Raw genomic sequence first — 24,612 nt, 5'->3', positions numbered from 1 at the left:
TTTTTCCTTTCAAATAGCGAGAATGCAAAGCAAAAGCGACAGGGGCATTCCTTTCAGGCGAGTTTTAAAAGGGCTTACACATGCGCTGCATGACTTTGAAAGAGAAACTATTCACTCAGCCATCTGCCTTGTTTAATCTCTTTTAAACTCTCGCTGGAGTTATCACTTATTAATGCGTAATGGTATTAAATACGAGTAAATTCTTGTTGAAATTGAGCATCTTCAGGTTGATTGAGTATATACCCAATCAACTTGAAGATACGTGTTTCAGAGCTTCACCGAGTTTTCAATACTAGGCGCGTTAATGCAGTAATAGCACTTTATAAATTAGCGCAACAATGCTCTTGATTTAAAAATCAGGGGAACACGGTGAAACTCCCAAAGGGCAAGTTTTACACGCGTTTATGCAGCGTTATTGATTTTGGAAAGGGAATAACCATTACCCGCAATCAATGCCTTGCCTAAACGCGTGTAAATTCTCGCTGAAATCGAGCATCTTCAGGTAGTTTGGGTATACAATAGTGGACTATTTCATTGTCTATTGAGTTTGTTATGTCATTTACTTCGCTAGGATTATCGCCATTGTTATTTGATGCGATCAATCAATCAGGTTATCACACTGCCACCCCAGTTCAACAAGCGGTGATCCCACTAGCGCTCAATGGACAAGATGTGTTGGCCAGTGCCGAAACGGGTACCGGTAAAACGGCGGCATTTGCTTTGCCGTTGTTACACCATTTATTGCAAGAATCGCCTGAAGTGTTGACTCCAGCAGCAAGATTGCGGGTGCTAATCATGACCCCCACCCGAGAGCTGGCTATTCAAATAGAACAAAACCTCGTGAAATACGGCCAGTTTACCGAGCTTTCAAGTTTGGCAGTCTATGGCGGCGCAAGTATTAATCCTCAGCGTAAAGCATTAGAGCAGGGTGTTGATGTGTTAGTTGCCACGCCTGGTCGTTTGTTTGACATTATTGGCCAACATGAATTGGATTTATCTTCAGTGACCCACTTGGTCATTGACGAAGCTGATCGCATGCTCGATTTAGGTTTTGTTAAAGACATTGAAAAAGTGAAGCGTTTAATCGCTAAACAACATCATACAATGATGTTTTCTGCGACCTTCTCTGACGATGTGAAAAGCTTGGCTGCTAAAATGCTTAATCAGCCTGAATATGTTCATGTTGAAACTCAAACCACAGCGGCTAATGTTAGCCAGCAAGTGTATAAAGTTGATGTGCGCCGTAAAGCTGAATTATTGTCAGAATTGATTGGTAAACACAATTGGCAACAAGTCATGGTGTTTACTAGCCGCAAAGAAACGGCAGAGCATTTATACCGTGAGTTGTCATTAGACGGTATTAAGTCAGCGGTTTTCCATGGTGATAAAAGCCAAGGCGCTCGCAACCGTGCGTTAGAAGAGTTTAAAGCAGGTCAGTTACGGGTGTTGATTGCGACTGATTTGGCGGCAAGAGGCTTAGACATTCAAGCCTTACCGCGGGTGATTAATTTTGAGCTGCCTGAAGAGTGTGAAGATTACGTACACCGCGTTGGTCGTACAGGCCGTGCAGGATTGACTGGTGAGGCGATATCGTTAGTTAGCCGGCAGGAGCTTGAGTTGCTGGCTGAAATTGAGCAACTTATCGGGCAAACATTAGTGACGGTTACGCCACAAGGTTATGAAGAAGGTGCACCATTACCAGCTCGGTATCGCGACATAAGCCCTGAAAAACCTAAAAAAGCGTTTAAACATAAACGTGGTAAACCATCACAAGGTGATGCTAAGCCTACTCGCAAAGGTAAATACGCGAAAACCAAAAAATGATCACTAAACCGATAAAAACGAATATTATTACTGGCTTTTTGGGCGTGGGCAAAACAACACTCATTAAGCAACTGTTGGCCAATAAACCTGAACATGAGAAGTGGGCGGTATTGGTCAATGAATTTGGCGAAATTGGTATTGATGGCGGCTTGTTGCATACGCAAGCAACACCAGGGATAACCATTAAAGAAGTGCCCGGCGGGTGTTTATGCTGTGCTGCAGGTGTGCCTACACAAGTGACCATTACGCAACTTATCCAACAGGCAAAACCAGATAGGTTATTGATTGAACCTACAGGGTTGGGCCACCCTGCTGAGATCATTAAGCTTTTGCAAGCGGTATATTTTCAACACGTTATTAAGGTGCAAACGAGCTTATGCCTTGTCGATGCCCGCAAAGTCCGTGACGAGCGTTATCATAACCATGACATTTTTATTCAGCAGATACAGGTGGCTGATATCGTGATGGCCAATAAAGCTCAACATTATGCTGAGCAAGATCAACAGGCCTTGACTGATTTTATGGCGCAACTCAACCGTGTCGATACACCGGTTATTTACAATGACAGCCAACGTATCCAGCCTGAGCAATTGCAGTATATTTATACGCAACTGGATAAATCAACCACTCAATGTAACACACAAGTTTCACCCCCCCTCAAGCCTAAAAGCATGTTGAATCCTAGTGCAGAGCAATGGTTTTTACCCAGTGCTCCATCAACGTATAGCAACGATGAACTTCAACAACAGCTTGCACTGCAAGGGTATGCTTTTAAAACTAATCAAGGTGAGGGCTGTGTCAGTTATGGGTGGATTATTGATAGCTTGCGTTGCTTTAGTTTTGAATCGTTTATGCAGTGGCTTGAGTCGGTAAAAGGGCTAAATGTACTGAGACTAAAAGCGATTGTGATTACGCATGATGGCATATTAATTGTCAATATGGTTGATGGTCATGTCAATCTAGATGAGCATGATGATGCACTCGATTCGCGTATTGAAATCATTAGTGACAGTGAGCTTGACGTTAATAGTTTACAGCAGCAGCTTTTAGAGTGTATTGAGGTGATTTAGCCGTAACACTTAACGTTGAAGAACATATTCACATTCTGCAATAAAAATGGGCATTGATGTTATATCAATGCCCATTGTGTTTCTTGCCTTATGCAGCCAAGAATCGTCTTGCAAACCTTAGCGAGTACACTCTTCTAATAGGTAAGCTAAGTGACGATACGAAATACCACTATGTTGGGTTAAGCCCACTTCACACATTCTGTTTGCGTAGTAACCTTCTTTGGTTTCTGCTGGAATGAGTTTTTTGATATTACGTAATGCACTGGCGTTAATTTCGGGCTTGTACAAGCCTTTTTCACCTGCATAACCACAACAAGTAATCCCAGCTGGCAATACCACATGGTTGGCACATGCATCAGCAATGGCTTGTTGTTTTGGCTCTAGCTTCATCTTACGGGCACTACAGCCTTGGTGTAAGGTAACGTTAGATTTTTTGGTAATCGTCATGTTAGGCAATAAGTTATCGTGCATAAACTCGACTAAGTCGGTAATGGCCACTTTAGGGTTACCCGTTAATGTACGGTAAGTACAAGACAAGGCATCCACCACAACAGGCACTTTACCATTGTCAGACAGCTTACTTAGCGCATCAATGAGCTCATCACGCTTCGCGTCGGCATTTTTAAAGTCGCCTTTTGATTCCCACATTTGGCCACAGCATAAATGGCGAGTATTGTCTGGAATAATGACGTTATAGCCAGCACGCTCTAACAAGGTAATAACCACTTCTGGCAGAGTGCGGTTGTCAGGATCTTTTGGTGTAGGACCAAAGGTTCTGCCGCCACACGCTGGGAAGTACAGCACTGTTTGTTGGTTAGGTTTATGCGCCGATGGCTTGGCCACTTTACCGCCTTTAGGGAAGTCAGGGTTCCAATAAGGCACTTCTTTGGTGATCATTCGGCCAGCATTCATGAGTGAGTTTGTTATCGTGTCTCCGGTCACTTTATGCAGGATGCCTAAAATATCAAAACCGGTACTGATGACTTGGTTAACCGCGCCAAAATGCTTGGCCTGGAAGTCGAGTACCTTTTGTTCTGTTGTGGTGATGTATGGAGTACGTAACTTACGTACTAACTGACCCATGCTGTTGTCAACAGGGCAGGCGATTGTACATAACTGACACGCAGCACAGGTATCAACAACATCGTATTTCGCACTGGCACGCATTTCAGCCGCGGCTTGCTTATCGCCAGACTGTTCTAAACGTTCAATTTCACGTAATACAGCAATACGCTGACGTGGCGAGAAGTTAAGTGCTGATGTTGGGCAGGTCTTTTCACAGAAACCACATTCAATACACTTGTCGACAAAGTCATCGACAATTGGACATGGTTTGATATTTTTAACGTGCACTTGTGCATCATCATTTAATATCACCCCTGGGTTTAATAAACCGCTAGGGTCAAAAATCTGCTTAATTTGCTTCATTAGGGTATAAGCATCGCTACCCCATTCCATTTCAACAAATGGTGCTACCGCGCGGCCTGTACCATGCTCAGCTTTCATTGAGCCGTCATACTTGTCGATGACCATTTCTGCCACATCTTGCATAAAGGCATGGAAACGGTCGATATCGCCTTGCGATGCAAATGTCGGTGTAATGATAAAGTGGAAGTTACCCGCAAGAGCATGACCGTAAATAACCCCTTCAGGGTAGCCATGCTTATGGAATAATGCCGTTAAATCAGCCGCTGCATTTGCTAAATGTTCAAGTTCAAATGCCACGTCTTCAATAATTACTGAGGTGCCTTTAGGGCGCGCGCCACCAATAATAGGGAACAAGCCTGAGCGCATGGCCCAGTATTGACCAAATACTGCTGGATCTTTACTGAACTCAATTGGGCGCTCAGTTTTAATGTGGGCAATTTTTTCGATAACGTCACTAGTATAGCTATCCAGTGTTTGTGAATCATTGGCGCGAGATTCAATCAACAGGATGGCTGCACCTTCAGGTAGCTCACTTAACCATTCTGGCATCCCCGTTTTACCGGTTACTGACTTAATTGACGCCCAATCGAGTAATTCTGCCGCTGCAACACTGTCACCCTTAATTAATGGGATAGCACTGGCTGCATCTTCCATGTTGAAAAATACTGCCATGGCAGACGCTTTAAATTGCGCTTCTTCAACGGTGTGGTAAGTGATTTCATTAACAAAGGCTAAAGTACCTTCAGAACCCACAATTAAGTGGTTAATAATGTCGAATGGGTCAGTAAAGTCGACCAAAGAGTTGATGCTGTAACCCGTAGTATTTTTAATCGAGAACTTTTTGCGAATTCGTGCCGCTAACGTTGGGTTATTTTGGGTTAATTCTGCTAAGTCAGTGAGTGCTGCTAATAACATGGAGTGAGACTGACTGAATGCCGCTTTTGAATGAGGGCAACCTGTGTCTAATTCAGTGCCATCGGCTAGCATTAATTTGGCTGACTTGATAGTTTGATAACTGTTTTGCGCTGTACCACAGCACATGCCAGATGCGTTGTTGGCAACCATGCCGCCAATTTGTGCAGAGGCGAGGGTGGCAGGGTCTGGGCCAATCTTTTTGTTAAATGGCTTTAATGCCGCGTTAGCGTCAGAGCCAATAACTGCAGCACCTAAGGTGATAGATGATTTATCTTCGCTAATGGCGATGGTTCTAAAACCATCATGGCCCAATATTAATAAAATACCTTCGCCAATAGCTTGACCTGATAAACTTGTACCCGCTGCACGGAATGTCACTGGCACGTTATGTGCTCTAGCAACATTAAGGGTAATTTTGACTTGTTCTACGGTATCAGCGTGGACAACAATTTCTGGTACGATACGGAAGTAACTCGCATCCGTAGACCAGGCAAAGCGACGTACAGGATCATTTGAGACAGCATCGCTTCCCAATTGAGACGTTAAAATATCCATTACTACTTGATAGTTAATAGTCATAACATGCTCTCTTAACACTCTATAATTTAGCAGGCTATGTTTGCCTGCTATCGTTAATCTCAATGGTTGAAGCTGCAATAAACATCATGTTGATTATCGCAACTTCAAATGTATTGAGCTGTCATTCTCTATCGCAATGGGTTCGGATTAAAATCCACCCCAAATCACTGCGATAGTGCCTGCTACCATGGCATAACCAAGGGCAATAGGCATTGTTTTACGAATAATTTCAGACTCACGTCCAGCCATACCTACAACGGTTGCAGCAGCCACAACGTTCATTACACACATCATGTTACCGGCGTTAGCACCAATACCTTGAAGTGCTAATACTAAGGCATGGTTCATGCCGATATTGTCGGCTACAGAATACTGTAAGCCAGAGAACATCATGTTTGAGAAGGTGGCCGAACCAGACAAGAATGCACCGAAAATCCCCACAACTGGTGATACCCATGCCCAAACAGCCCCCATGCTGCTAGCCAATAGGTCTGCAAGTGCAACAGGCATAGACGCAAGGCCTGCACCATTTTCGCCCGAGTTTAAGAAGATTTTAACCATTGGCACTGACGCACCTAATGAGATAATGGTTGGCAGCATAGACTTACAAGATACAGTGAAAGACTGCTTCATTGCTTTTGGTTTCATTTTGAATAACACAAAACCAAATAAACAGACTGCTACAAAGAAGATACCGGGTGCATAAAAGGTAGCAAATCCGGCTTTTAACTCAGTACCAAGTAATCCTGTCCAGCTAACGTTGAAGCTCGTTAACCAGCTCTTAAAAGGACCAACAACACGAGACAACACTAATAGCGCTGCCATGATGATATATGGAGACCAAGCTGCAATTTGAGAAAATTTAACTGGGGTTTGGTCAACCGCTAACTCTTCTTCAGTTTTGTTGTCATTTTCGCTAAAGTCACACCAAGGTTGAGTCGGCAATAACCAACCTTTTTTAGCAACAGGAATCACTAACGCCATACCCACAAGTGCACCAATAACTGATGGGAACTCTGGACCGGCAAAGAAGTTGATTAACCACGCAGGAACCGTAAATGCAAAGCCTGCAAAAATGGCAAATTTCCAAATTTGTAGACCTTCTTTAATTGATTTGTTACGACCAAAGAATCCCGTTAATACACATACCATGACGAGTGGAATGAGGGTACCGGTAATCAAGTCGATGGTGATCATGTGCTTAGCAATAAACTGGGCATAACCGACAAAGGTGCCGCCATGTTCAGCAAATTGGCCCGCTGCCATGTTAACGCCACCTTCAGTTAAGCCTTGTTCCATACCAAATAAAACGGGTAAACCAATCGCACCAAATGATACTGCAGTTGAGTCACCGATTAAGGCTACGACTGCAGCTGCAATAGGTGGCACACCCAGTAACACTAACAACGGCGCCCCAATTGCCGCTGGTGTACCAAAGCCTGCTGAGCCTTCGATAAACGAGCCAAATAACCAACAAATGATCACAACTTGAACTCGCGCATCGGCGCTAATGTTGGTAAAACCTGCGCGAATGGTGTCCATCGCCCCAGAATATTTAAGCGTATTTAGCAAAAACACCGCGCCAAAAATAATGGTAAGCGGTGTTAATGCAGAGAGAAGTCCTTCTACAACGGAAGCTGCGAGCAGCGTCGTGTCCATTTGCCAAATAAAGATTGCTGCCAGACCTGTCGCAATCATTGATATTGGCATAGCTTTTGATGCCGGTAAGCGCATGAGTACTAAAAATACCATTACGCTTATAATGGGCGTTAAGCTTGCTAGTAACTGTAAAAATGTCATGTATACCTCTGTATCACTATATAGTGGGTATTAAATTGTTATTATTTGTTAGCTTTTCGCTAACTAGGGCGTAATAGACGTTATTTAAGTGTTAAAAGTGTTGATCGAGATCATCGAATACACCGGAAACACGGCTCGCGAGTAGAAGTGAGATCTACCTCTAATAGCTGCATTTTTAATGTCTGTTTTAGATCACGTTTTTTATGTTGTGAAATAAACGTAAAAATAAAGCCAATCGATTTAACGAGTGGCTTAAGATAACGTTATTTAGCGCTTGTTAATGTGAAGGGTTTCACGAGAAAGGTGTCTGAGGTGTGAGCTCTATCAAAGGTTAGAAAAGTTTACTGCCCCAACCTAATTTATTTCTAAGAACATGGAAGTAGTTATGCCCTTTAGGATGAATTAACCGCAAGCGTTCATTAGAACGGCGTATAAAAATTTCATCACCCGGTAATACAGCTAAATGCACATGACCATCGCAGCTGACTTCGAGATTTTCCCCATTGTTTGGCGACACGACTAATTTTATCGTACTGCAGGCATCGACCACTATGGGTCGGCATGACAGGGTGTGCGGAAACATGGGGACTAAAATCAGAGCTTGTAAATTAGGGGTTAAAATTGATCCTCCTGCCGATAATGAATACGCAGTAGATCCTGTAGGTGTTGAGACAATCATGCCATCAGCACGTTGGCTATACATAAATTGCTCATCGATATACACCTCAAATTGGATCATGTGAGCAATTTTGCCGGGATGCAACACCGCCTCATTGACTGCAGTATTACTGGAGGTGATTTTACCATGGCGATGAACTTCAGCTTCGAGTAAAAAACGATGTTCAGTTTCAAACTCACCGTCTAAGACCTTAGATAATGCATCTTCAAAGTTGTCTGGGGGCAGGTCAGTTAAAAAACCAAGATTACCGCGGTTTACGCCAATAACGGCTACATCAAAACGGGCCAGTACACGGGCAGCACCTAGCATATTACCGTCGCCACCTACGACGATGGCAAGGTCGCAATGCTCGCCCATTTCGAGCAAGTCCATAGAGCAAATATCGGCACCTAATTCAGCCGATACGCGTTCCTCTACAATCACATTAAAACCCTGGACACTGAGCCAGTGATGCAAACGCCTAAGCGTTTGGTTGGTCCCTTGGTGATGCGGTTTGCCGATAAGCCCGATTGTGTTGAACAATTTAGTCATATTCGTGTTTGTTCTGCCTTTAGGCCTTGAAACATAAGAATTGATCCCCATAATATACTCAAACTTATTAAAAGTGTGATAATTGCTGTCAATTAATCAGCAATTGGCCACTTTATTTTTGTATTAATATATCCAATATTGCATTTTTTAGCTGGAGTGAAAATGAGCAACGAATCGAACAACGCACCGCAAGATCAAGTGGAAGAAGTGGTAACACCTGAAGTCGTGGCTGATGAAGCGAGTTTGATGGATGAATTGACCCAAGCCAATTTTCGCATTGAAGAACTAGAGCAGCAATTAGCCGAAACTCAAGCCGCACTTGAAGAGCGTAAAGATGTTGAAATGCGCGCTGCCGCAGAAACACAAAATATCCGTACTCGTGCAGCAAAAGATGTTGAACAAGCGCGTAAATTTGCTTTAGAAAAATTCGCCAATGAATTATTGCCAGTGATTGACAATATGGAGCGCGCGTTGCAAGGAACAGATCCTGAAAACGAAGTGACTAAAGCCATTTATGAAGGTGTTGAGTTAACCATGAAAGGTTTCTTAACCTCAGTTGAGAAGTTTGGGGTGACTCAAGTTAACCCTCAGGGTGAGGCATTTAACCCTGATCATCACCAAGCTATTGGTATGCAACCGAGTGCTGATTTCCCTGCTAACACGGTAATGATGGTGATGCAAAAAGGCTACTTGCTTAACGACCGTTTGTTACGTCCTGCCATGGTAATGGTGTCTCAAGGTGGTAATAGCGTAGACGTAGAAGCGTAAACGCGACGGAATAACAGATATAAAAAAAGGACTGAATTTTCAGTCCTTTTTTATACTCTATGGATAAGCGTAAACATTTAAGCAATAAACGCTCGCACCTGCGCTAAAATGCCTGCAGCGTCCAGTTGCAGCTCAGCGGTGATTTCATCCGGTGAGCCATGCTTAATAAACTCATCAGGTAAACCTATCAATAATACTGGCTTTACAATACGCATCTTTTGTAAGGTTTCGAGTACGCCAGAGCCAGCACCACCTAATACGGCGTTTTCTTCAACAGAGACGATAACATCGTGATCGTTTGCGAGTTCTACCAATAAATCGACATCCAAAGGCTTCACAAAACGCATGTCTGCCACTGTAGCGTCAAGTTGTTCTGCTGCTTCAAGCGTTGCCGCTAACGTGGTACCAAAGTTAACCATGGCTATCTTTTTACCTTGACGCTTTATTAATCCCTTACCTATCGGTAGGGCTGTCATCTGTTCGACTTGTTCGGCACCGGTTGCGCTACCTCTTGGGTAACGTACTGCTGTAGGGCCGTCTTGATAACAATATCCGGTATACAACATTTGGCGACATTCATTTTCATCTGATGGCGCCATGATCACCATATTGGGGATACAGCGCATAAAGCTTAAATCAAAGGCACCTTGGTGAGTTGGGCCGTCTGCACCGACAATGCCACCACGGTCAATGGCAAACAATACGGGTAAACGTTGCAAGGCAACATCATGAATTAATTGATCGTAACCGCGTTGTAAAAAGGTTGAATAAATCGCAACGACCGGTTTCAGTCCTTCACAAGCAAATCCTGCGCCTAATGTTACGGCATGTTGCTCAGCAATGGCTGCATCAAAATACTGTGTTGGGAAACGTTGCGAAAACTCAACCATACCAGAGCCTTCACGCATGGCTGGTGTTATCGCCATCAATTTGTCATCTTGGGCTGCGACATCGCATAACCATTTCCCAAAGACTTGCGAAAAAGTCGGTAAGCCTGGTTTGGTTGCCGGCTTTTTAAATTGGCTCGGATCAAATTTAGGCACCGCATGCCAGCCAATGGGGTCTTTTTCTGCGGGCTCATAACCACGACCTTTTTTGGTCATGATATGCAGCATCTGTGGGCCCTTTAAATTACGCATGTTACGCAAGGTTTCAACTAATGAATCCACGTCGTGGCCATCAATTGGACCAATGTAATTAAAACCTAATTCTTCAAATAATGTGGCCGGAACAACCATGCCTTTTAGGTGTTCTTCGGTGCGCTTGGCCATTTCTTTAATGACCGGCATGCCTTTGAGTACTTTTTTGCTGTTTTCACGGATAGTGGTGTAAAAACGCCCTGACATCAATTGGGCTAAATGGTTGTTTAACGCCCCGACGTTTTCAGAAATCGACATTTCATTGTCGTTCAATACAACCAGCATGTCTTTGTGTAAATCACCTGCGTGGTTCATGGCTTCAAACACCATACCACCGGTCATGGCGCCATCACCGATCACCGCGACCACTTTCCGTCCTTCGGCTTCTTTTTCCGCGGCAACAGCCATGGCTAAAGCAGCGCTGACAGACGTGCCAGAGTGACCCACACTAAAGGTGTCGTATTGGCTTTCTTCTCGCCATGGAAAAGGATGTAAACCATTTTTTTGCCTAATGGTGTGCATACGTTCACGACGATCCGTTAAGATTTTATGCGGATATGCCTGATGGCCAACATCCCAAACTAAACGATCAAAGGGAGTGTTATAGACATAATGAAGGGCCACAGTCAATTCAACTGTGCCTAAGCCAGACGCAAAATGTCCGCTGGAAATACCAACAGACTGAAGTAAGAATTGTCTAAGTTCATCAGACACTTGTGGAAGAAGACCTTGCGGTAACTTCCGTAATTCTTCTGGCGTATTAGCTTGTGCTAGTACTGGGAATTTAGAAATATCGAAACTCATAGCGAGATATTCTGACTCTTTATTATAATCTTCGCTCAATAATATAACGGGCGAAGTCTGCAATTAACTGGCTATTGTATGGCAATTTAGTCAGCGCTGATAGTGCATCTTGTATTAGTTGTTCCGCACAGGCCTTTGCACCATCAAGACCTAACAGTTTCGGGAAGGTGCTTTTATTGGATTGCTCATCACTGCCTTGAGGTTTCCCAAGCTCTTCCGTGCTTGCGGTTATATCTAAAATATCGTCCTGAACTTGAAACGCTAACCCTAAGGCTTGAGCGTATTGCATCATCAGCTGATATTGTTCTGCGGGTGCATTAGCTGCTATTAACGCCATTTCTACGGCGCAGCTAATCAATGCCCCGGTTTTTTTATTGTGTAATTCAGTTAAGCGTTGTAGATCAATACTGTGATTCGTGGCGCTAAGATCAATCGCCTGACCGCCACACATACCTTGGTACCCAGCGGCTTTTGCTAATACTCTCACCATGGCGAGTTGTTGAGTTGGGGTTAAATCATCACTGATTGATGTCATGATTTCAAACGCTAACGTTTGCAGTGCATCGCCCGCTAAAATTGCGGTGGCTTCATCAAATGCGATGTGCACCGTAGGTTGGCCGCGACGCAATGCATCATTGTCCATGGCGGGTAAATCGTCATGAATTAATGAATAAGCATGAATGCATTCAATTGCTGCTGCGGCTTTGTCTAGGGCATTAATATTAACACTGAACATGTTACCTACAGCGTAAACTAAAAAAGGGCGAATGCGTTTGCCGCCCAATAATGCGCCGTGCAACATTGCCGCTTTTAAATTAGGGGCTGCACCATCGAGCTGATTTAAATGCTGTTCAAGAATGGCATCAACTCGTTTTTGGTAAGTTTTGATTGCTTCAGCTAACACGTATTAAGACCTATGCTTCAATTTAACGAATTGAGATTATTCAGCTTCAACGGTAAATGGTGCGAGTTCGGCATCATTTTCATTTAATAAAATAGACACTTTTTGCTGAGCTTGTTCCAGCTTAGTTTGGCTTTGACGAACCAAATTGATACCACGCTCAAATTGTTTTAGCGCGTCATCGAGTGACACTTCACCCTGCTCTAAATGAGCGACAATGGTTTCGAGCTCAGATAACGATTGCTCAAAACTGAGATTTTCTGGTTTTTTAGCCACGATTAATTTTCCTTTGTTTGCGCGAGTGACAAGGTATATCAGCCCAGCGTATCGGTCAAATACAGTCGTCTGTTATTTGCTCAACAGCACGCTTTGTTATTGAAATTTTTTTAGAAACAATAAATTCAAGCTAAACTTGAGCCGACTTTGTCCGATACAGAGTTAAGATTTTAAATTGTTGGCGAAAATGATTTCTTGAAACAAGTATTGCTGATTATCATAATGACTTGAGAAACTTTTGCAGCAATGCAAAACAATTAACATTATGATTGTATTATACGATTGATATAGCATATCAAATTTACCGTGCTAAGCCGTTTTAACAGAGCACAAAAAGCAGAGTCATCACTGCGATTGAGGAGAGGTTGTGGATTTAGCTACCCTGATAGGTATTATTGGTGCGTTTGCATTTATTATTGGTGCTATGGTGACCAGTGGCGGTATCGGTTTATTTATCGACGTACCTTCTGTATTGATTGTAATCATGGGTTCTTTATTTGTTGTCATGATGAAATTCAACCTAAAACAATTTTTAGGTTCGATTAAAATCGGCATGAAAGCCTTTATGTTTAAAATTGATAAACCTGAAGATTTAATTGAGCAATCTGTCACCATGGCTGACGCTGCCCGTAAAGGTGGTTTTTTGGCGTTAGAAGAAGCGGTAATCACCAATACCTTCATGCAAAAAGCGGTCGATATGTTAGTTGATGGTCATGATGGCGACGTAGTCCGTAATGCCCTTGAGAAAGATATCTCGTTAACAGAAGAACGCCACAAAATGGGGATCAGCATCTTTAAAGCCATGGGTGATGTTGCGCCTGCTATGGGGATGATTGGTACACTTGTGGGCTTAGTGGCCATGCTGTCAAACATGGATGATCCTAAGTCGATTGGTCCCTCTATGGCTGTTGCCTTGTTAACCACACTTTATGGCGCGATCATTGCGAACATGATCGCAATCCCAATGGCCGATAAACTGTCACTGCGCATGGGCGAAGAGCTGCTTAATCGTAACTTAATTATGGATGCGGTTCTGGCAATACAAGACGGTCAAAACCCGCGAGTCATTGAAGGTTTCTTGAAAAATTATCTTGCTGAAAAACAACGTGTAATTGACACAACGGACGGAGAATAACTCATGGCTAAGGCCAAGTGTGATTGTCCACCTGCTGGCGCGCCAATGTGGCTAGCAACCTTTGCTGACTTAATGTCATTACTGATGTGCTTCTTCGTATTGTTGTTAGCATTCTCAGAAATGGATGTCATGAAGTTTAAGCAAATTGCGGGCTCGATGAAATATGCGTTTGGTGTACAAAACAAAGTTGAAGTGAAAGATATTCCGAAAGGAACCTCTGTCATTGCGCTTGAGTTTCGTCCGGGCAGACCAGATCCCACCCCAATTGAAATCATTAACCAACAAACCAATGAAATGACTCAGCCAACCATTGAGTATCAAGCCGGTGAAGAAGACAGTGCGGGTGGTACCCAAAAACAATCTGGTGATAAACGTGGTGGCAATGCCGCTGCAACTGCTCAGCAAGAAGCGGAGGCTGTAAAAAAAGCCGCAGCATCTGCACAAGAAAACATTAATGAACAAGTTAAAAAGATGGCTGAAAAGCTCAATGAAGAAATAGTTGATGGCGCCATCGAAATTGAATCTCTTGGGCAACAAATTATTATTCGGATCCGTGAAAAAGGCTCGTTTGCGTCGGGTTCAGGTTTCTTACAACCTAAGTTTAAGCCTATTGTGCGTTCTATTGGCGCATTATTGAAAGATGTACCCGGTATCGTGACCGTGTCAGGTCATACAGATGGCGCGCACATTAGCAATGAACTTTACAGTTCAAACTGGGAGCTCTCAAGTCAGCGTGCTGTTGCGGTTGCTGATGAGTTACGCCGAGTCCCAGGGTTTGATGAAACCCGCATGAAAGTAGTGGGAGAGGCTTCTAACAGACCATTAGTGCCTAATGACACCAATGAAAACCGCACACGTAATCGTCGTGTTGAGATTTCAATTGAGCAAGGCAAAGCGAAAGAGTCAAACGAGATAACCGTGGCAGAGTAAATGATTAATCGCCTAGTGGCTTGCTTACTTTTATATGTCATACGCAAAGCGCAACCGTCACAGGTTGCGCTTTTTTGTTACAAAAATGTGTCGTAAAATTTGCGACATGCACAAAATGAATGATTAAAAAGTGAATGTGTTTGGTTAATAGGCATCATTTGGTATAATCCGCGAATTATTGCTTACCTTTTGGGGCTGATTTATCCATAAATCTATAGTCACTAAATCTGTAAGCTGTTTTTCAATTTTATAATCAACGTGTTACAACTCTTTGAACTAGCCATGCTATGTACTTAGTAAGTACCTGCAAAGTGCTGTGCTATTGAATTTGTTATGCCTGCGGACGCCCCATGAAGTTTATTGTAAAGCTGTACCCTGAAATTATGATGAAGAGCAAGTCGGTAAGACTGCGATTTACCAAAATGCTCGAAACCAATATTCGTAATGTACTGAAAAAAGTCGATGAAGATGCCAAAGTACAGCGTTTATACGATCGAATTTTAGTGAAAGTGCCAGACAATAAACCTGAGCTCGTTGATGCGTTTGCCGCGCGTTTAAGTTGCATTCCTGGTATTGCTCATGTGGTACAGGTGAGTGAATACGCTTTCGATTCGGTCGATCATATTTATCAACAAGTTTTACCTAAATACCGCGAGGAACTTGCCGGTAAAACGTTTTGTGTCCGTGTAAAGCGTTCGGGTAAGCATGATTTTAACTCGATTGATGTTGAACGCTATGTGGGCGGTGGCTTAAATCAGCACACTGATGCAGTAGGGGTAAAGCTTAAAAATCCAGACGTAACAGTGAATCTTGAAATCGATCAAGACAAATTATACATGGTCGAGCGTCGTATTGAGGGCTTAGGCGGTTTCCCAATGGCGACTCAAGAAGACGTATTATCACTGATTTCTGGTGGTTTTGATTCTGGTGTGTCGAGCTTCCAGTTTATTAAAAAGGGTGCGCGTACCCATTATTGTTTCTTTAACCTTGGTGGTGCTCAGCACGAGATTGGGGTTAAACAAGTGGCTTTCCATTTATGGCAAAAGTACGGCGAATCTCACAAAGTACGCTTTGTTTCTGTTCCGTTTGAGCCTGTGGTTCAAGAGATCCTTGAGCGGATTGATAACGGACAAATGGGCGTCATTCTTAAACGTATGATGATGCGTGCAGCCACGCGTATAGCTGATAAGTTCGGAATTCAAGCTTTGGTTACGGGAGAGAGCTTAGGCCAAGTGTCTAGCCAAACTTTAACCAATTTAAACGTGATTGATCGCTGTACTGACTTACTGATTTTGCGTCCACTTATTGCTATGGACAAGCAAGATATTATCAATCAAAGTCGTGTGATCGGCACTGAAGATTTTGCCAAATCAATTCCAGAGTATTGTGGCGTTATTTCACAAAAGCCAACCGTGAAAGCGGTGTTGTCTAAAGTTGAAAAAGAAGAACTTAAATTCTCTGAAGACTTAATTGATCGTGTTGTTGACGCTGCAGTTGTGATGGATATTCGTGATATTGAAGCTGAAATGAATAAACAGGTGACAGAAACAGAAACCGTTAAGGATGTCGCGTCAGGCGAGATTGTTATTGATGTTCGTGCACCAGAAGAAGAAGAGCGTGCGCCATTAGAAATGGATAACGTGATGGTGAAAACCATACCATTCTTTAAACTTGCGACTCAGTTTGCCGATTTAGACAACAGCAAAACCTATTTGCTTTACTGTGACCGTGGTGTCATGAGTAAGCTGCAAGCGTTGTACTTAATTGAGCAAGGCTACACTAACGTTAAAGTGTATCGTCCGTAAGCGTGAGGCTAACCTTCCATTAATGTTGTGGGTTAGCCTATGATTTATAGCCACAAAAAAACCGCATTTAATGCGGTTTTTTTTGTGCCTGTTTACTGAATTGCGATTAGTTTGCTTGAGTTGCTTCAGAAGTTTTTTGTGCTTCTTCATTGTCTGCAACTAAAATGCTGTTAACATCATCATTGATATCAACTTTCATTGCTTCAATGCTTTGTGATAACTCTGCATGTAAGTCGGCCATATCAATCGCGTTTACTTCGGTGGCGTGCGCCGAAGAGAAACCGATGAGCGTTGTTAAGGTAATAGCAAAAACAGTTTTTAAGTTGAACATAAGGTGGAGCCTCCAGGCTAATCATTCATATTTGCCGGACTATCCCGATTCCCTCGTAGAGATTGTCCAACTGTATTTTCAATGCTGCTAATTTAACCAAACACAGTGTTCTTTACAAACGACAAAAAATAACGATAATCATTAGAAAAACTAATCAATAAACGAGAGACTGATCACTATGTCTAGACGATTGCCCCCGTTAAATGCAGTGAAAGCATTTGAGGCTGCAGCACGACACCTGAGCTTTACCCGCGCCGCAGAAGAGTTGTTTGTGACTCAAGCGGCGGTAAGTCATCAGATTAAAGCGTTAGAAGATTTTTTAGGGCTAAAATTGTTTCGACGTAAGAATCGATCATTATTGTTAACAGAAGAAGGTCAAAGCTACTTTCTCGACATTAAAGATATTTTTATTGAGCTGGGTGAGGCCACTAATCGCTTACTTGCTCGCAGTGCCGTGGGGTCATTAACGGTAAGTATGTCACCGAGTTTTGCGATTCAATGGTTAGTGCCGAGATTAGCTAAATTCAGCGAAAAAAATCCTGACATTGACGTTAGAATTAAAGCTGTCGACAGTGACACTAACTCATTAACCGACGATGTTGATGTGGCCATTTATTATGGTCAAGGTAACTGGCCTGGTTTGCGTGCTGATAAATTACGTAACGAAGTGCTGATCCCCGTATGCTCACCATTATTGCTAAATGGCCCAAAACCATTAAGCCAACCCAGTGATTTAAAGTTTCATACTTTACTGCATGATTCGAGTCGTCAAGATTGGCAAGCGTGGTTTAGGCAATGTGGTGTGACTGATATTAATGTTAATCAGGGACCTATCTTTAGCCACTCATCACTGGTGCTGCAAGCCGCGGCACACGGCCAGGGGGTTGCATTAGGTTACAGTGTGTTGGCAAGGCCAGACATTAAAGCGGGTCGCTTGATTTGCCCGTTCTCTGAAGTGCTCGTAAGTAAAGATGCTTATTACTTGGTGTGCCAACAAAATCATTCTGAAATAGGTAAGATTTCGGCGTTTAGAGAATGGATGGTCGATATGTTTGCTGAGGAGTCTCGCAGTGAACTGCTTACCGGATAATCACATCGAACCCGCACAAGACTTTATCTTACAAGGTCCACAAAGCGACACCTTGATTATTTTTGCGCATGGCGCAGGCGCCAATATGCATCATGAGTTCATGGTCAATATGAGTGAGTTACTGGTTAATGCGGGTTTTCAAGTATATCGTTTTAACTTTTTATATATGCAAGCCAACATGCAAGATGGTAAGCGTCGTCCTCCTGACCGAGCGCCTAAATTACTCAATCATTTTGAGCAGGTATTACTCGATGTGGCAGAAAAAATAACGCAAGGACTGATAAATCCTAAACGAATAGTGTTAATGGGTAAGTCGATGGGTGGGCGAATGTCGGCGATATTAACCAGCTCTGAGCACGCATTTTTATCCGCTCAAGCTAAAGAGGTTGCGACGAACATTTGTGCTGTAGTGTGCCTCGGTTATCCCTTTATTCCGTTAAAAGGTGGCGAGCCGCGTTTATCACCGATACAAACTAATCCATTACCATTACTAATCGTTCAAGGTGAGCGCGATAAGTTTGGTGGCCGTGAACAAGTGCCTTCTTGGTCATTATCCGACAACACAACGATCAGTTGGATCGGTGATGGAGACCATAGTTTACAGCCACGCAAGTCTTCGGGTTATACATTAGAAGGTAATTTACAGCAGGCCTGCGATAGTATTTGCCAATTTTTAGAGTCAAAGGTTATTTAGGCATTCAATAAGGTGAGTGAAATGAACAAAGGATTATTATTACTGGCAACTTTGAGTGGCTTTTTAGCTGTGTCGCTCGGTGCATTTGGGGCCCATGGGCTTAAATCGATTGCCCCAGCAGAACTTGTGAGTATCTTTAAGCTTGGAGTCGACTATCAGTTTTACCACACCTTTGCGCTTATTGCGTTAGCCTTTTCTGGCCATTGGATTACCTCAAAACTACTTAGCTGGGCGGCTTACAGTTTTATTGCTGGGATTGTGTTGTTTTCAGGTTCGCTTTATTTGTATGCTTTTACTGGTGCGAAATGGATTGGACCTATTACGCCTTTAGGTGGTTTGTGTTTTTTGATGGGTTGGCTGTTATTTGCTGTCGCAATTTGGCAATCAAAAGTCGTCAAATAATACCGCGGCTAAATTCTCCTTCCTTGTGATTTTTTGGGTATAATAGTGGGATTATTGTCTCGCGATTAACGCGATCATCCTTACGCAAAGGCTCCAAATGAAAAACCTATTTCTATTTTGTCGTTCAGGCTACGAAAAAGACTGCGCGGCAGAAATTCAACAACGTGCTGCAGAGCTTAATGTTGGTGGTTTTGTTAAAACCAACGTAAATGATGCTTATGTTATTTATCAATGTTTTGAAGAGGATGGTGCGGATACTTTAGCTAAAGAGTTGGCGTTAAGTTCGCTCATTTTTACCCGTCAAATGTTTGCCGCAAGCGAGTTATTAGTTGATTTGCCAGAACAAGATCGTGTGAGCCCAATCGTTACTGCGCTATCAGAGTTGTCTAAGTGTGGTGAATTACGGGTCGAAACACCTGATACTAATGAAGCCAAAGAGCTATCAGCATTTTGCCGTAAATTTACTGTCCCGCTGCGTCAAGGTTTGAAAAAGAGCGGGGCGTTGCTTGGCGCTGAAAACGACCGTCGTCCTATTATTCATGTGTGCTTTATTGGCCCAGGTAAAGCTTATGCTGGTTATTCACTGAGTAACAATAGTTCTCCGCACTTTATGGGGATCCCTCGTTTAAAAATGGCCGCTGATGCCCCGAGTCGCTCAAGCCTAAAGCTTGATGAAGCTTTTGGGGTGTTTTTAACCAAAGATGAGCAAGAAACCCGTTGCCGCAGTGGCTTAAACGCTGTTGATTTAGGTGCCTGCCCAGGCGGTTGGACATATCAACTTGTGCGCCGCGGTATGATGGTAGCTGCAATTGATAACGGCCCAATGGATCCCAAATTAATGGAAACAGGTCAGGTTAAACATTACCGCGCCGACGGTTTTCGTTTTGAGCCACCGCGTAAAAATATTTATTGGTTAGTGTGTGACATGGTTGAAAAGCCAGCGCGTGTTGCTGAGCTAATGGAAGCTTGGGCGATTAATGGTTGGTTTAAAGAAGCCATCTTTAACCTTAAATTACCGATGAAGAGCCGCTACAAAGAAGTGAGCACCATTTTAGAAACTATGGCCACCATTTTAACTGAGAACGAAATCGACTTTAAAATGCAGTGTAAGCACCTGTATCACGACCGTGATGAAGTCACTGTGCATTTGTGGTTATTTCCAGAAAAGGGTGTCAGTTACGCTTAATTATCTCAAAATCAATTAATAAAAAGCCCGCTGATGTGGCCATCAGCGGGCTTTTTAGTCGCCTTAAATATTAACCTAAACGGTCAAGTACCGCCTGGGTAAAGTCGGTTGTACCGTGAGTGCCGCCTAAATCGCGGGTGGTACGGTCGCCTTCTTCAATGACGGCTGAAACCGCACTGCGGATCATCTCAGCTTTGTCTGACATGCCTAAATATTCAAGCATTTGAATTGAAGCCAAAATAACTGACGTTGGGTTTGCAAGGTTTTTGCCTGCGATGTCTGGCGCACTGCCATGCACGGCTTCAAAAATAGCGGCATCACGACCAATATTTGCACCCGGCGCCATGCCTAAACCGCCGACTAAACCTGCGCAAAGATCTGACAAAATATCACCAAATAAGTTGGTGGTCACAATCACATCGAAGTTTTCTGGATTCATGACTAATTTCATGCACGTCGCATCAACAATCATTTCTTCTGTAGTGATGTCTGGATAACGTTGGCTGACTTCACGTGCCACTTTCAAAAATAAACCTGAAGTCGATTTCATGATGTTGGCTTTGTGAACAATTGTGATTTTTTTACGGTTTTCTTTACGCGCTAACTCATAGGCAAACGTGGTAATTTGCTCTGCACCTTGGCGAGTAATAATACTGGTCGCTTCGGCTGTTTGCCCATCATCAGACACTTTTTGGCCTAAACCTGAATACATCCCTTCGGTGTTTTCGCGAACGGTAATAATATCGATATTTTCGTAACGCGCCTGAGTGCCTTTAAATGAATTGACTGGACGAACATTGGCATACAAGCTGAACTTTTTGCGCAGACTCACGTTAATTGAGGTAAAGCCTTCACCGACAGGTGTCGTAAGTGGGCCTTTTAATGTGATGCGGTTTTTTTCGATTAGGTCTAAAGTGCGTTGTGGTAATAACTCGCCGTGCTTTTCTAACGCCGTTAACCCTGCATCAGCAAATTCGTATTCAAAGTCACATCCTGCTTTGTCGAGGATTTTTAAGGCTGAATCGATGATGCTAGGTCCAATCCCATCACCAGGGATTACGGTAATTGTACGTTTTGGCATGAATAGTCCTTTCCACGGTTGTGGTTACTGCAAGTGTTGAACCGCAAGCAAAGCTACGGTCAGACGACGATAAAATCCGTCGTTTTTCTGCGGCGTATTTTACCGACTTTTAATGTTTATTTACAGAAAATAGTGAGTGTTATCACATTATTTCCGTTATTTTTAAGTCAATCCTAATCTGTTTGTTTTACTATGAACTTTCAATCAGTTCGATTTGGATTTTGCAAAGAACGACAGTGGCAATAGATGACCAGCGTCAGATATTAACCACGAATAGCTTATTCGCTAAGACGTTTTTATATAGACGACTTTGGTCGAATGATCATCGATTTAATGATGCTGCTTGCCAGCCATTGATAAAACAGACAATCCATCATGATAATAATTAGAGGAAACTGTGAAGGTATTTAACTTAATTCCGCTGGCATTGTGCCTGAGTGTGAGTGCTTACGGGGTCGCGGCGCCTAATGCACTAACCATTGACGATATTATGCATTTTAACACCCTGCAACAACCCGTTATTTCAGATAATGGCAAGGTGATAGCTGTAGAAGCAAAGCCTGACCGGGGCGATAGTCGTGCACTAGTGCGTTATAGTGATAACAGTAAACAATATCAAATTGACAGAGGTAGCAATGTTAAGGTCAATGCAGACGGACGCTTTGTATTAGCCACCCTACAAGCACCTTTGTTTGAGCGTGAAACAGAAAAAAGCGACGATTTGCCTCAGTCGGTTGTGTTATTAGCCACTGAAAGCGGTATCCAACAACAGTTTGATCATGTTGATACTGCCGTATTTAGTGACGATGGCGGCTATTTGTTGGTTAAGCATAAGCCTGAAGATAAAAAAGCTGAGCCGGATGAGTCTTCAAAAGACAGTGAAGACCAAAAACAAGACGATAAAGAGGTCGATAAAGCCGATCTTGGCACTCAAGTCACCCTAGTTAAGCTTGAAACTAATCAGCAGTTAACATTAGATAATGTGAGTCAATTTGCTTTTGATAAAGCCGGTGGTTTGTTAGCGCTATTACAAAATGATCCGCAAGAAGCATTACACCAATTAATCCTAGTCAAACTTGACACATTAACCAGTGAAACAGTATTTAGCAGTGAGGACGAGCAGCTTGAAGCGCTTGCCATTAGTGATGATGGCCACTTTGTGGCTCTGACTAAAGGCGATGCATCAGTTGAACGTTATGGCCGTGATCATAGTCTTTTGTTGCTAGATATTAACACCAGTAAGCAGCAATTGTTTAATAGCAGCAACGCTTGGCGTTACAACCAACATTCGAGTTTACAGTTTTCTAAAGACAATCGACGTTTATTTGTTGGCCGTGTTCCTAGCGTGGCCCAGCAGCCTGAGTTAGCCCAGTATAAACAAGCTGAAGATGTATTTAACCCTGAAATCATAACGGCGAATAAGCAATTACGTGTCTGGCATGGTGACGATCCTAAGATTAAACCACAAGAAGTAAAAGAATACGCCAAAGAGTTAAAGCGTACTTACCTTGCGGTGTTACATCTTGATTCAAATAAAATGCTGCAATTAGCCGACCAAGCAGTGCCTGATGTTACATATGGTGAACAGGCTGATTATTTGCTGGCAAGCTCAGATGTGCCTTATCAAAAAATGATCACTTGGGCAGGGTTTTACCGTGATGTATATTTGGTTAATTTGAACACAGGCAAAAGGCAGTCAATATTGGTTCAACAACCCAGTGATGCCATGCCTACCTTATCGCCAAATGCAAAGTTCCTCGCTTATTATCAGCAGGGCAGTGTGTATTTACGTGATATTTCATCTGGTCGCACAGTTAACCTAACGCAGAACATCAATACTCCATTTGCCGATGAAGACCATGATTACCCTAGCGCCGCGCCAGGGTATGGTTTTGGTCCTTGGCTTGCTGATGACTCTGGTATTACGTTTTACGATAAATATGACATGTGGCAATTTAATACTGCATCACATAAAGGCTTTATGCTCACTAATGGTGAAGGGCGTAAACACAAAGTCCAATTTAGAGTGGTGGGGCTAGCCAAACAACACCGTTTGCCTGCGACTATTCATCAAGGTCAAAAAATCATATTACAAGGTTATAGCCATACCACTAAAGCTGACGCCTTTTACGCTGCAACAGTGGGGCAATCTACTGTGAAGCGTTTAACCGATAGTGACAGTAAATTAACCTTATTAGCCCGTGCTAACGAAGCGGATACAGTGGTGTTTTCAAAACAACGCTATGATTTATATCCCGACTTGTACAGTGCTGACGTGAATAGCGTGCAAACGGCCACTCAATTAACTTCGCTTGATGCTCAACGTAACGGCTTTGCTTGGGGTAAAGCTGAGCTTGTGCATTGGCATGATGGCGATGGTGTCAAAATGGATGGCGTGCTCATTAAGCCGAGCAATTACCAAGAAGGTAAAGCGTATCCAACGCTGGTGTACTTTTATCGCTTTATGAGTGACAGATTACACGCTTTTCCTGATATGAAACTCAACCATCGTCCTAATTTTGCTTGGTATGCAGACAATGGTTATGCCATATTTTTACCTGATATTCGCTTTGAGGTAGGTTACCCAGGAATTTCATCAGTAAAAGCATTAACGGCGGGGGTGCAAAAACTCATTGAAATGGGGGTGACCGATCCCAATGCTGTGGGTATTCAAGGCCATTCGTGGGGCGGTTATCAAAGTGCTTATGCCGTCACGCAAACCAACATTTTTAAAGCGATCGTAACTGGGGCGCCGGTATCCAATATGACTAGCGCTTATAGTGGTATTCGTCATGGTTCTGGTTTGGCTCGCCAATTCCAATACGAAACCGGTCAAAGCCGAATTGGTGGCAGTTTATTTGCTGCACCACAAAAATACATTGAAAACTCACCTGTTTTTTATGCTGATCGTATTCAAACACCAATGATGATTATGTTTGGTGATAAGGACGATGCGGTGCCTTGGGAGCAGGGCGTGGAATTGTATTTAGCGATGCGCAGGGCGGGCAAAGATGTGGTGTTTTTGCAATATCAAGATGAGCCCCATCACTTAAAAAAGTACCCTAACAAGCTCGACTACAGCATTAAGATGAAACAATATTTTGATCATTATTTAAAAGGCGAAGCAGCGCCACAATGGTTAACACAAGGTGAAGCTTATCAAGAGTACAAAAAAGCCGATTAAGCCGTTTAGGGGTTAATGGATAAGCTGTCTAGGTAAGATATTAACAGGCCACAGTATGAT

19 protein-coding genes are annotated in these 24,612 nt (G+C 43.1%); 11 read left to right on the top strand and 8 right to left on the bottom strand.

The window, feature by feature from the left end:
• Positions 1–552 precede the first annotated feature (552 nt).
• Complete coding sequence (locus PQR79_RS10685) at positions 553–1,824, top strand: DEAD/DEAH box helicase (RefSeq protein WP_238102881.1); 1,272 nt, start codon at positions 553–555, stop codon at positions 1,822–1,824.
• On the top strand, positions 1,821–2,894 hold the full coding sequence (locus PQR79_RS10680; protein ID WP_238102882.1) for a CobW family GTP-binding protein: 1,074 nt from the start codon (positions 1,821–1,823) through the stop codon (positions 2,892–2,894). Before PQR79_RS10685 ends, PQR79_RS10680 begins: the two co-directional genes overlap by 4 nt.
• Positions 2,895–3,011: 117 nt before the next feature.
• Here PQR79_RS10680 and PQR79_RS10675 read toward each other — a convergent pair whose 3' ends face one another.
• The 3 genes from PQR79_RS10675 to nadK form a co-directional block, all read right to left on the bottom strand.
• Positions 3,012–5,816 carry an FAD-binding and (Fe-S)-binding domain-containing protein gene (locus PQR79_RS10675; protein ID WP_238102883.1) on the bottom strand — a complete coding sequence of 935 codons (2,805 nt, stop codon included), beginning with the start codon at positions 5,814–5,816 and terminating at the stop codon, positions 3,012–3,014.
• A gap of 147 nt (positions 5,817–5,963) precedes the next feature.
• Positions 5,964–7,616 (bottom strand): L-lactate permease, encoded by a 1,653-nt coding sequence (locus PQR79_RS10670; protein ID WP_238102884.1) that lies wholly within the window; start codon positions 7,614–7,616, stop codon positions 5,964–5,966.
• A 331-nt stretch (positions 7,617–7,947) separates the two neighbouring features.
• Positions 7,948–8,826, bottom strand: a complete 879-nt coding sequence (gene nadK / locus PQR79_RS10665; protein ID WP_238102885.1) for an NAD(+) kinase — start codon at positions 8,824–8,826, stop codon at positions 7,948–7,950.
• Between the two features lie 162 nt (positions 8,827–8,988).
• Between nadK and grpE the strand changes: the two genes are divergently transcribed.
• Complete coding sequence (gene grpE / locus PQR79_RS10660; protein WP_238102886.1) at positions 8,989–9,594, top strand: nucleotide exchange factor GrpE; 606 nt, start codon at positions 8,989–8,991, stop codon at positions 9,592–9,594.
• Between the two features lie 77 nt (positions 9,595–9,671).
• Here the strand turns inward: grpE and dxs are convergent, their stop codons facing one another.
• From dxs to xseB, 3 genes are read right to left on the bottom strand one after another with little or no spacing between them, the layout of a single operon-like run.
• The gene (gene dxs / locus PQR79_RS10655) at positions 9,672–11,537 is read right to left on the bottom strand and encodes a 1-deoxy-D-xylulose-5-phosphate synthase (protein WP_238102887.1); all 1,866 of its coding nucleotides are present in this window, start codon (positions 11,535–11,537) and stop codon (positions 9,672–9,674) included.
• 22 nt (positions 11,538–11,559) lie between these two features.
• Positions 11,560–12,441: a (2E,6E)-farnesyl diphosphate synthase gene (gene ispA / locus PQR79_RS10650; RefSeq protein ID WP_238102888.1), complete on the bottom strand. Its 882-nt coding sequence runs from the start codon at positions 12,439–12,441 to the stop codon at positions 11,560–11,562.
• A gap of 36 nt (positions 12,442–12,477) precedes the next feature.
• Entirely contained in the window at positions 12,478–12,714 is a 237-nt protein-coding gene (gene xseB, locus PQR79_RS10645; RefSeq protein WP_188925222.1) for an exodeoxyribonuclease VII small subunit, read from the bottom strand.
• 367 nt (positions 12,715–13,081) lie between these two features.
• On the opposite strand from xseB, the gene pomA reads away from it, so the two are divergent.
• The 3 genes from pomA to thiI all read left to right on the top strand — a co-directional run bounded on the left by pomA (position 13,082) and on the right by thiI (position 16,584).
• Positions 13,082–13,849, top strand: coding sequence for a flagellar motor protein PomA (pomA, locus tag PQR79_RS10640; protein WP_238102890.1), 768 nt, complete (start codon positions 13,082–13,084; stop codon positions 13,847–13,849).
• A 3-nt stretch (positions 13,850–13,852) separates the two neighbouring features.
• Positions 13,853–14,779 carry a flagellar motor protein MotB gene (locus PQR79_RS10635; RefSeq protein ID WP_238102892.1) on the top strand — a complete coding sequence of 309 codons (927 nt, stop codon included), beginning with the start codon at positions 13,853–13,855 and terminating at the stop codon, positions 14,777–14,779.
• A gap of 350 nt (positions 14,780–15,129) precedes the next feature.
• A complete protein-coding gene (gene thiI, locus PQR79_RS10630; protein ID WP_238102893.1) occupies positions 15,130–16,584 on the top strand; it encodes a tRNA uracil 4-sulfurtransferase ThiI in 1,455 nt (484 codons plus the stop codon).
• A gap of 106 nt (positions 16,585–16,690) precedes the next feature.
• On the opposite strand, the gene PQR79_RS10625 is transcribed toward thiI, so the two are convergent.
• On the bottom strand, positions 16,691–16,915 hold the full coding sequence (locus PQR79_RS10625) for a hypothetical protein (RefSeq protein WP_238102894.1): 225 nt from the start codon (positions 16,913–16,915) through the stop codon (positions 16,691–16,693).
• A gap of 178 nt (positions 16,916–17,093) precedes the next feature.
• Between PQR79_RS10625 and PQR79_RS10620 the strand changes: the two genes are divergently transcribed.
• From PQR79_RS10620 to rlmM, 4 genes are all read left to right on the top strand, one after another.
• On the top strand, positions 17,094–18,005 hold the full coding sequence (locus tag PQR79_RS10620) for a transcriptional regulator GcvA (RefSeq protein WP_238102895.1): 912 nt from the start codon (positions 17,094–17,096) through the stop codon (positions 18,003–18,005).
• Complete coding sequence (locus tag PQR79_RS10615; RefSeq protein ID WP_238102896.1) at positions 17,986–18,699, top strand: alpha/beta fold hydrolase; 714 nt, start codon at positions 17,986–17,988, stop codon at positions 18,697–18,699. Before PQR79_RS10620 ends, PQR79_RS10615 begins: the two co-directional genes overlap by 20 nt.
• A 21-nt stretch (positions 18,700–18,720) precedes the next feature.
• On the top strand, positions 18,721–19,101 hold the full coding sequence (locus PQR79_RS10610) for a DUF423 domain-containing protein (protein ID WP_238102897.1): 381 nt from the start codon (positions 18,721–18,723) through the stop codon (positions 19,099–19,101).
• A 97-nt stretch (positions 19,102–19,198) separates the two neighbouring features.
• Entirely contained in the window at positions 19,199–20,287 is a 1,089-nt protein-coding gene (gene rlmM / locus PQR79_RS10605; RefSeq protein WP_238102898.1) for a 23S rRNA (cytidine(2498)-2'-O)-methyltransferase RlmM, read from the top strand.
• Positions 20,288–20,357: 70 nt separating this feature from the next.
• On the opposite strand, the gene PQR79_RS10600 is transcribed toward rlmM, so the two are convergent.
• On the bottom strand, positions 20,358–21,368 hold the full coding sequence (locus PQR79_RS10600; protein ID WP_238102899.1) for an isocitrate dehydrogenase: 1,011 nt from the start codon (positions 21,366–21,368) through the stop codon (positions 20,358–20,360).
• A gap of 397 nt (positions 21,369–21,765) precedes the next feature.
• On the opposite strand from PQR79_RS10600, the gene PQR79_RS10595 reads away from it, so the two are divergent.
• Positions 21,766–24,552, top strand: coding sequence for a S9 family peptidase (locus PQR79_RS10595; RefSeq protein ID WP_238102900.1), 2,787 nt, complete (start codon positions 21,766–21,768; stop codon positions 24,550–24,552).
• The last annotated feature ends 60 nt before the right edge of the window (positions 24,553–24,612 follow it).

This window comes from Shewanella metallivivens (assembly GCF_028750675.1).
In the GTDB taxonomy this organism is placed as follows: Bacteria; Pseudomonadota; Gammaproteobacteria; order Enterobacterales; family Shewanellaceae; genus Shewanella; species Shewanella metallivivens.
Note: the sequence above shows the minus strand (reverse complement) of the source record. Positions and strands in the feature narration are given on the sequence as shown.

Bases quoted from the DNA above. Each gene is read 5' to 3' on its own strand.
- PQR79_RS10685 (WP_238102881.1), top strand. From the start codon at position 553: ATGTCATTTACTTCGCTAGGATTATCGCCATTGTTATTTGATGCGATC.
- PQR79_RS10680 (WP_238102882.1), top strand. From the start codon at position 1,821: ATGATCACTAAACCGATAAAAACGAATATTATTACTGGCTTTTTGGGC.
- PQR79_RS10675 (WP_238102883.1), bottom strand. From the start codon at position 5,816: ATGACTATTAACTATCAAGTAGTAATGGATATTTTAACGTCTCAATTG.
- PQR79_RS10670 (WP_238102884.1), bottom strand. From the start codon at position 7,616: ATGACATTTTTACAGTTACTAGCAAGCTTAACGCCCATTATAAGCGTA.
- nadK (WP_238102885.1), bottom strand. From the start codon at position 8,826: ATGACTAAATTGTTCAACACAATCGGGCTTATCGGCAAACCGCATCAC.
- grpE (WP_238102886.1), top strand. From the start codon at position 8,989: ATGAGCAACGAATCGAACAACGCACCGCAAGATCAAGTGGAAGAAGTG.
- dxs (WP_238102887.1), bottom strand. From the start codon at position 11,537: ATGAGTTTCGATATTTCTAAATTCCCAGTACTAGCACAAGCTAATACG.
- PQR79_RS10635 (WP_238102892.1), top strand. From the start codon at position 13,853: ATGGCTAAGGCCAAGTGTGATTGTCCACCTGCTGGCGCGCCAATGTGG.
- thiI (WP_238102893.1), top strand. From the start codon at position 15,130: ATGAAGTTTATTGTAAAGCTGTACCCTGAAATTATGATGAAGAGCAAG.
- PQR79_RS10625 (WP_238102894.1), bottom strand. From the start codon at position 16,915: ATGTTCAACTTAAAAACTGTTTTTGCTATTACCTTAACAACGCTCATC.
- PQR79_RS10620 (WP_238102895.1), top strand. From the start codon at position 17,094: ATGTCTAGACGATTGCCCCCGTTAAATGCAGTGAAAGCATTTGAGGCT.
- PQR79_RS10610 (WP_238102897.1), top strand. From the start codon at position 18,721: ATGAACAAAGGATTATTATTACTGGCAACTTTGAGTGGCTTTTTAGCT.
- rlmM (WP_238102898.1), top strand. From the start codon at position 19,199: ATGAAAAACCTATTTCTATTTTGTCGTTCAGGCTACGAAAAAGACTGC.
- PQR79_RS10600 (WP_238102899.1), bottom strand. From the start codon at position 21,368: ATGCCAAAACGTACAATTACCGTAATCCCTGGTGATGGGATTGGACCT.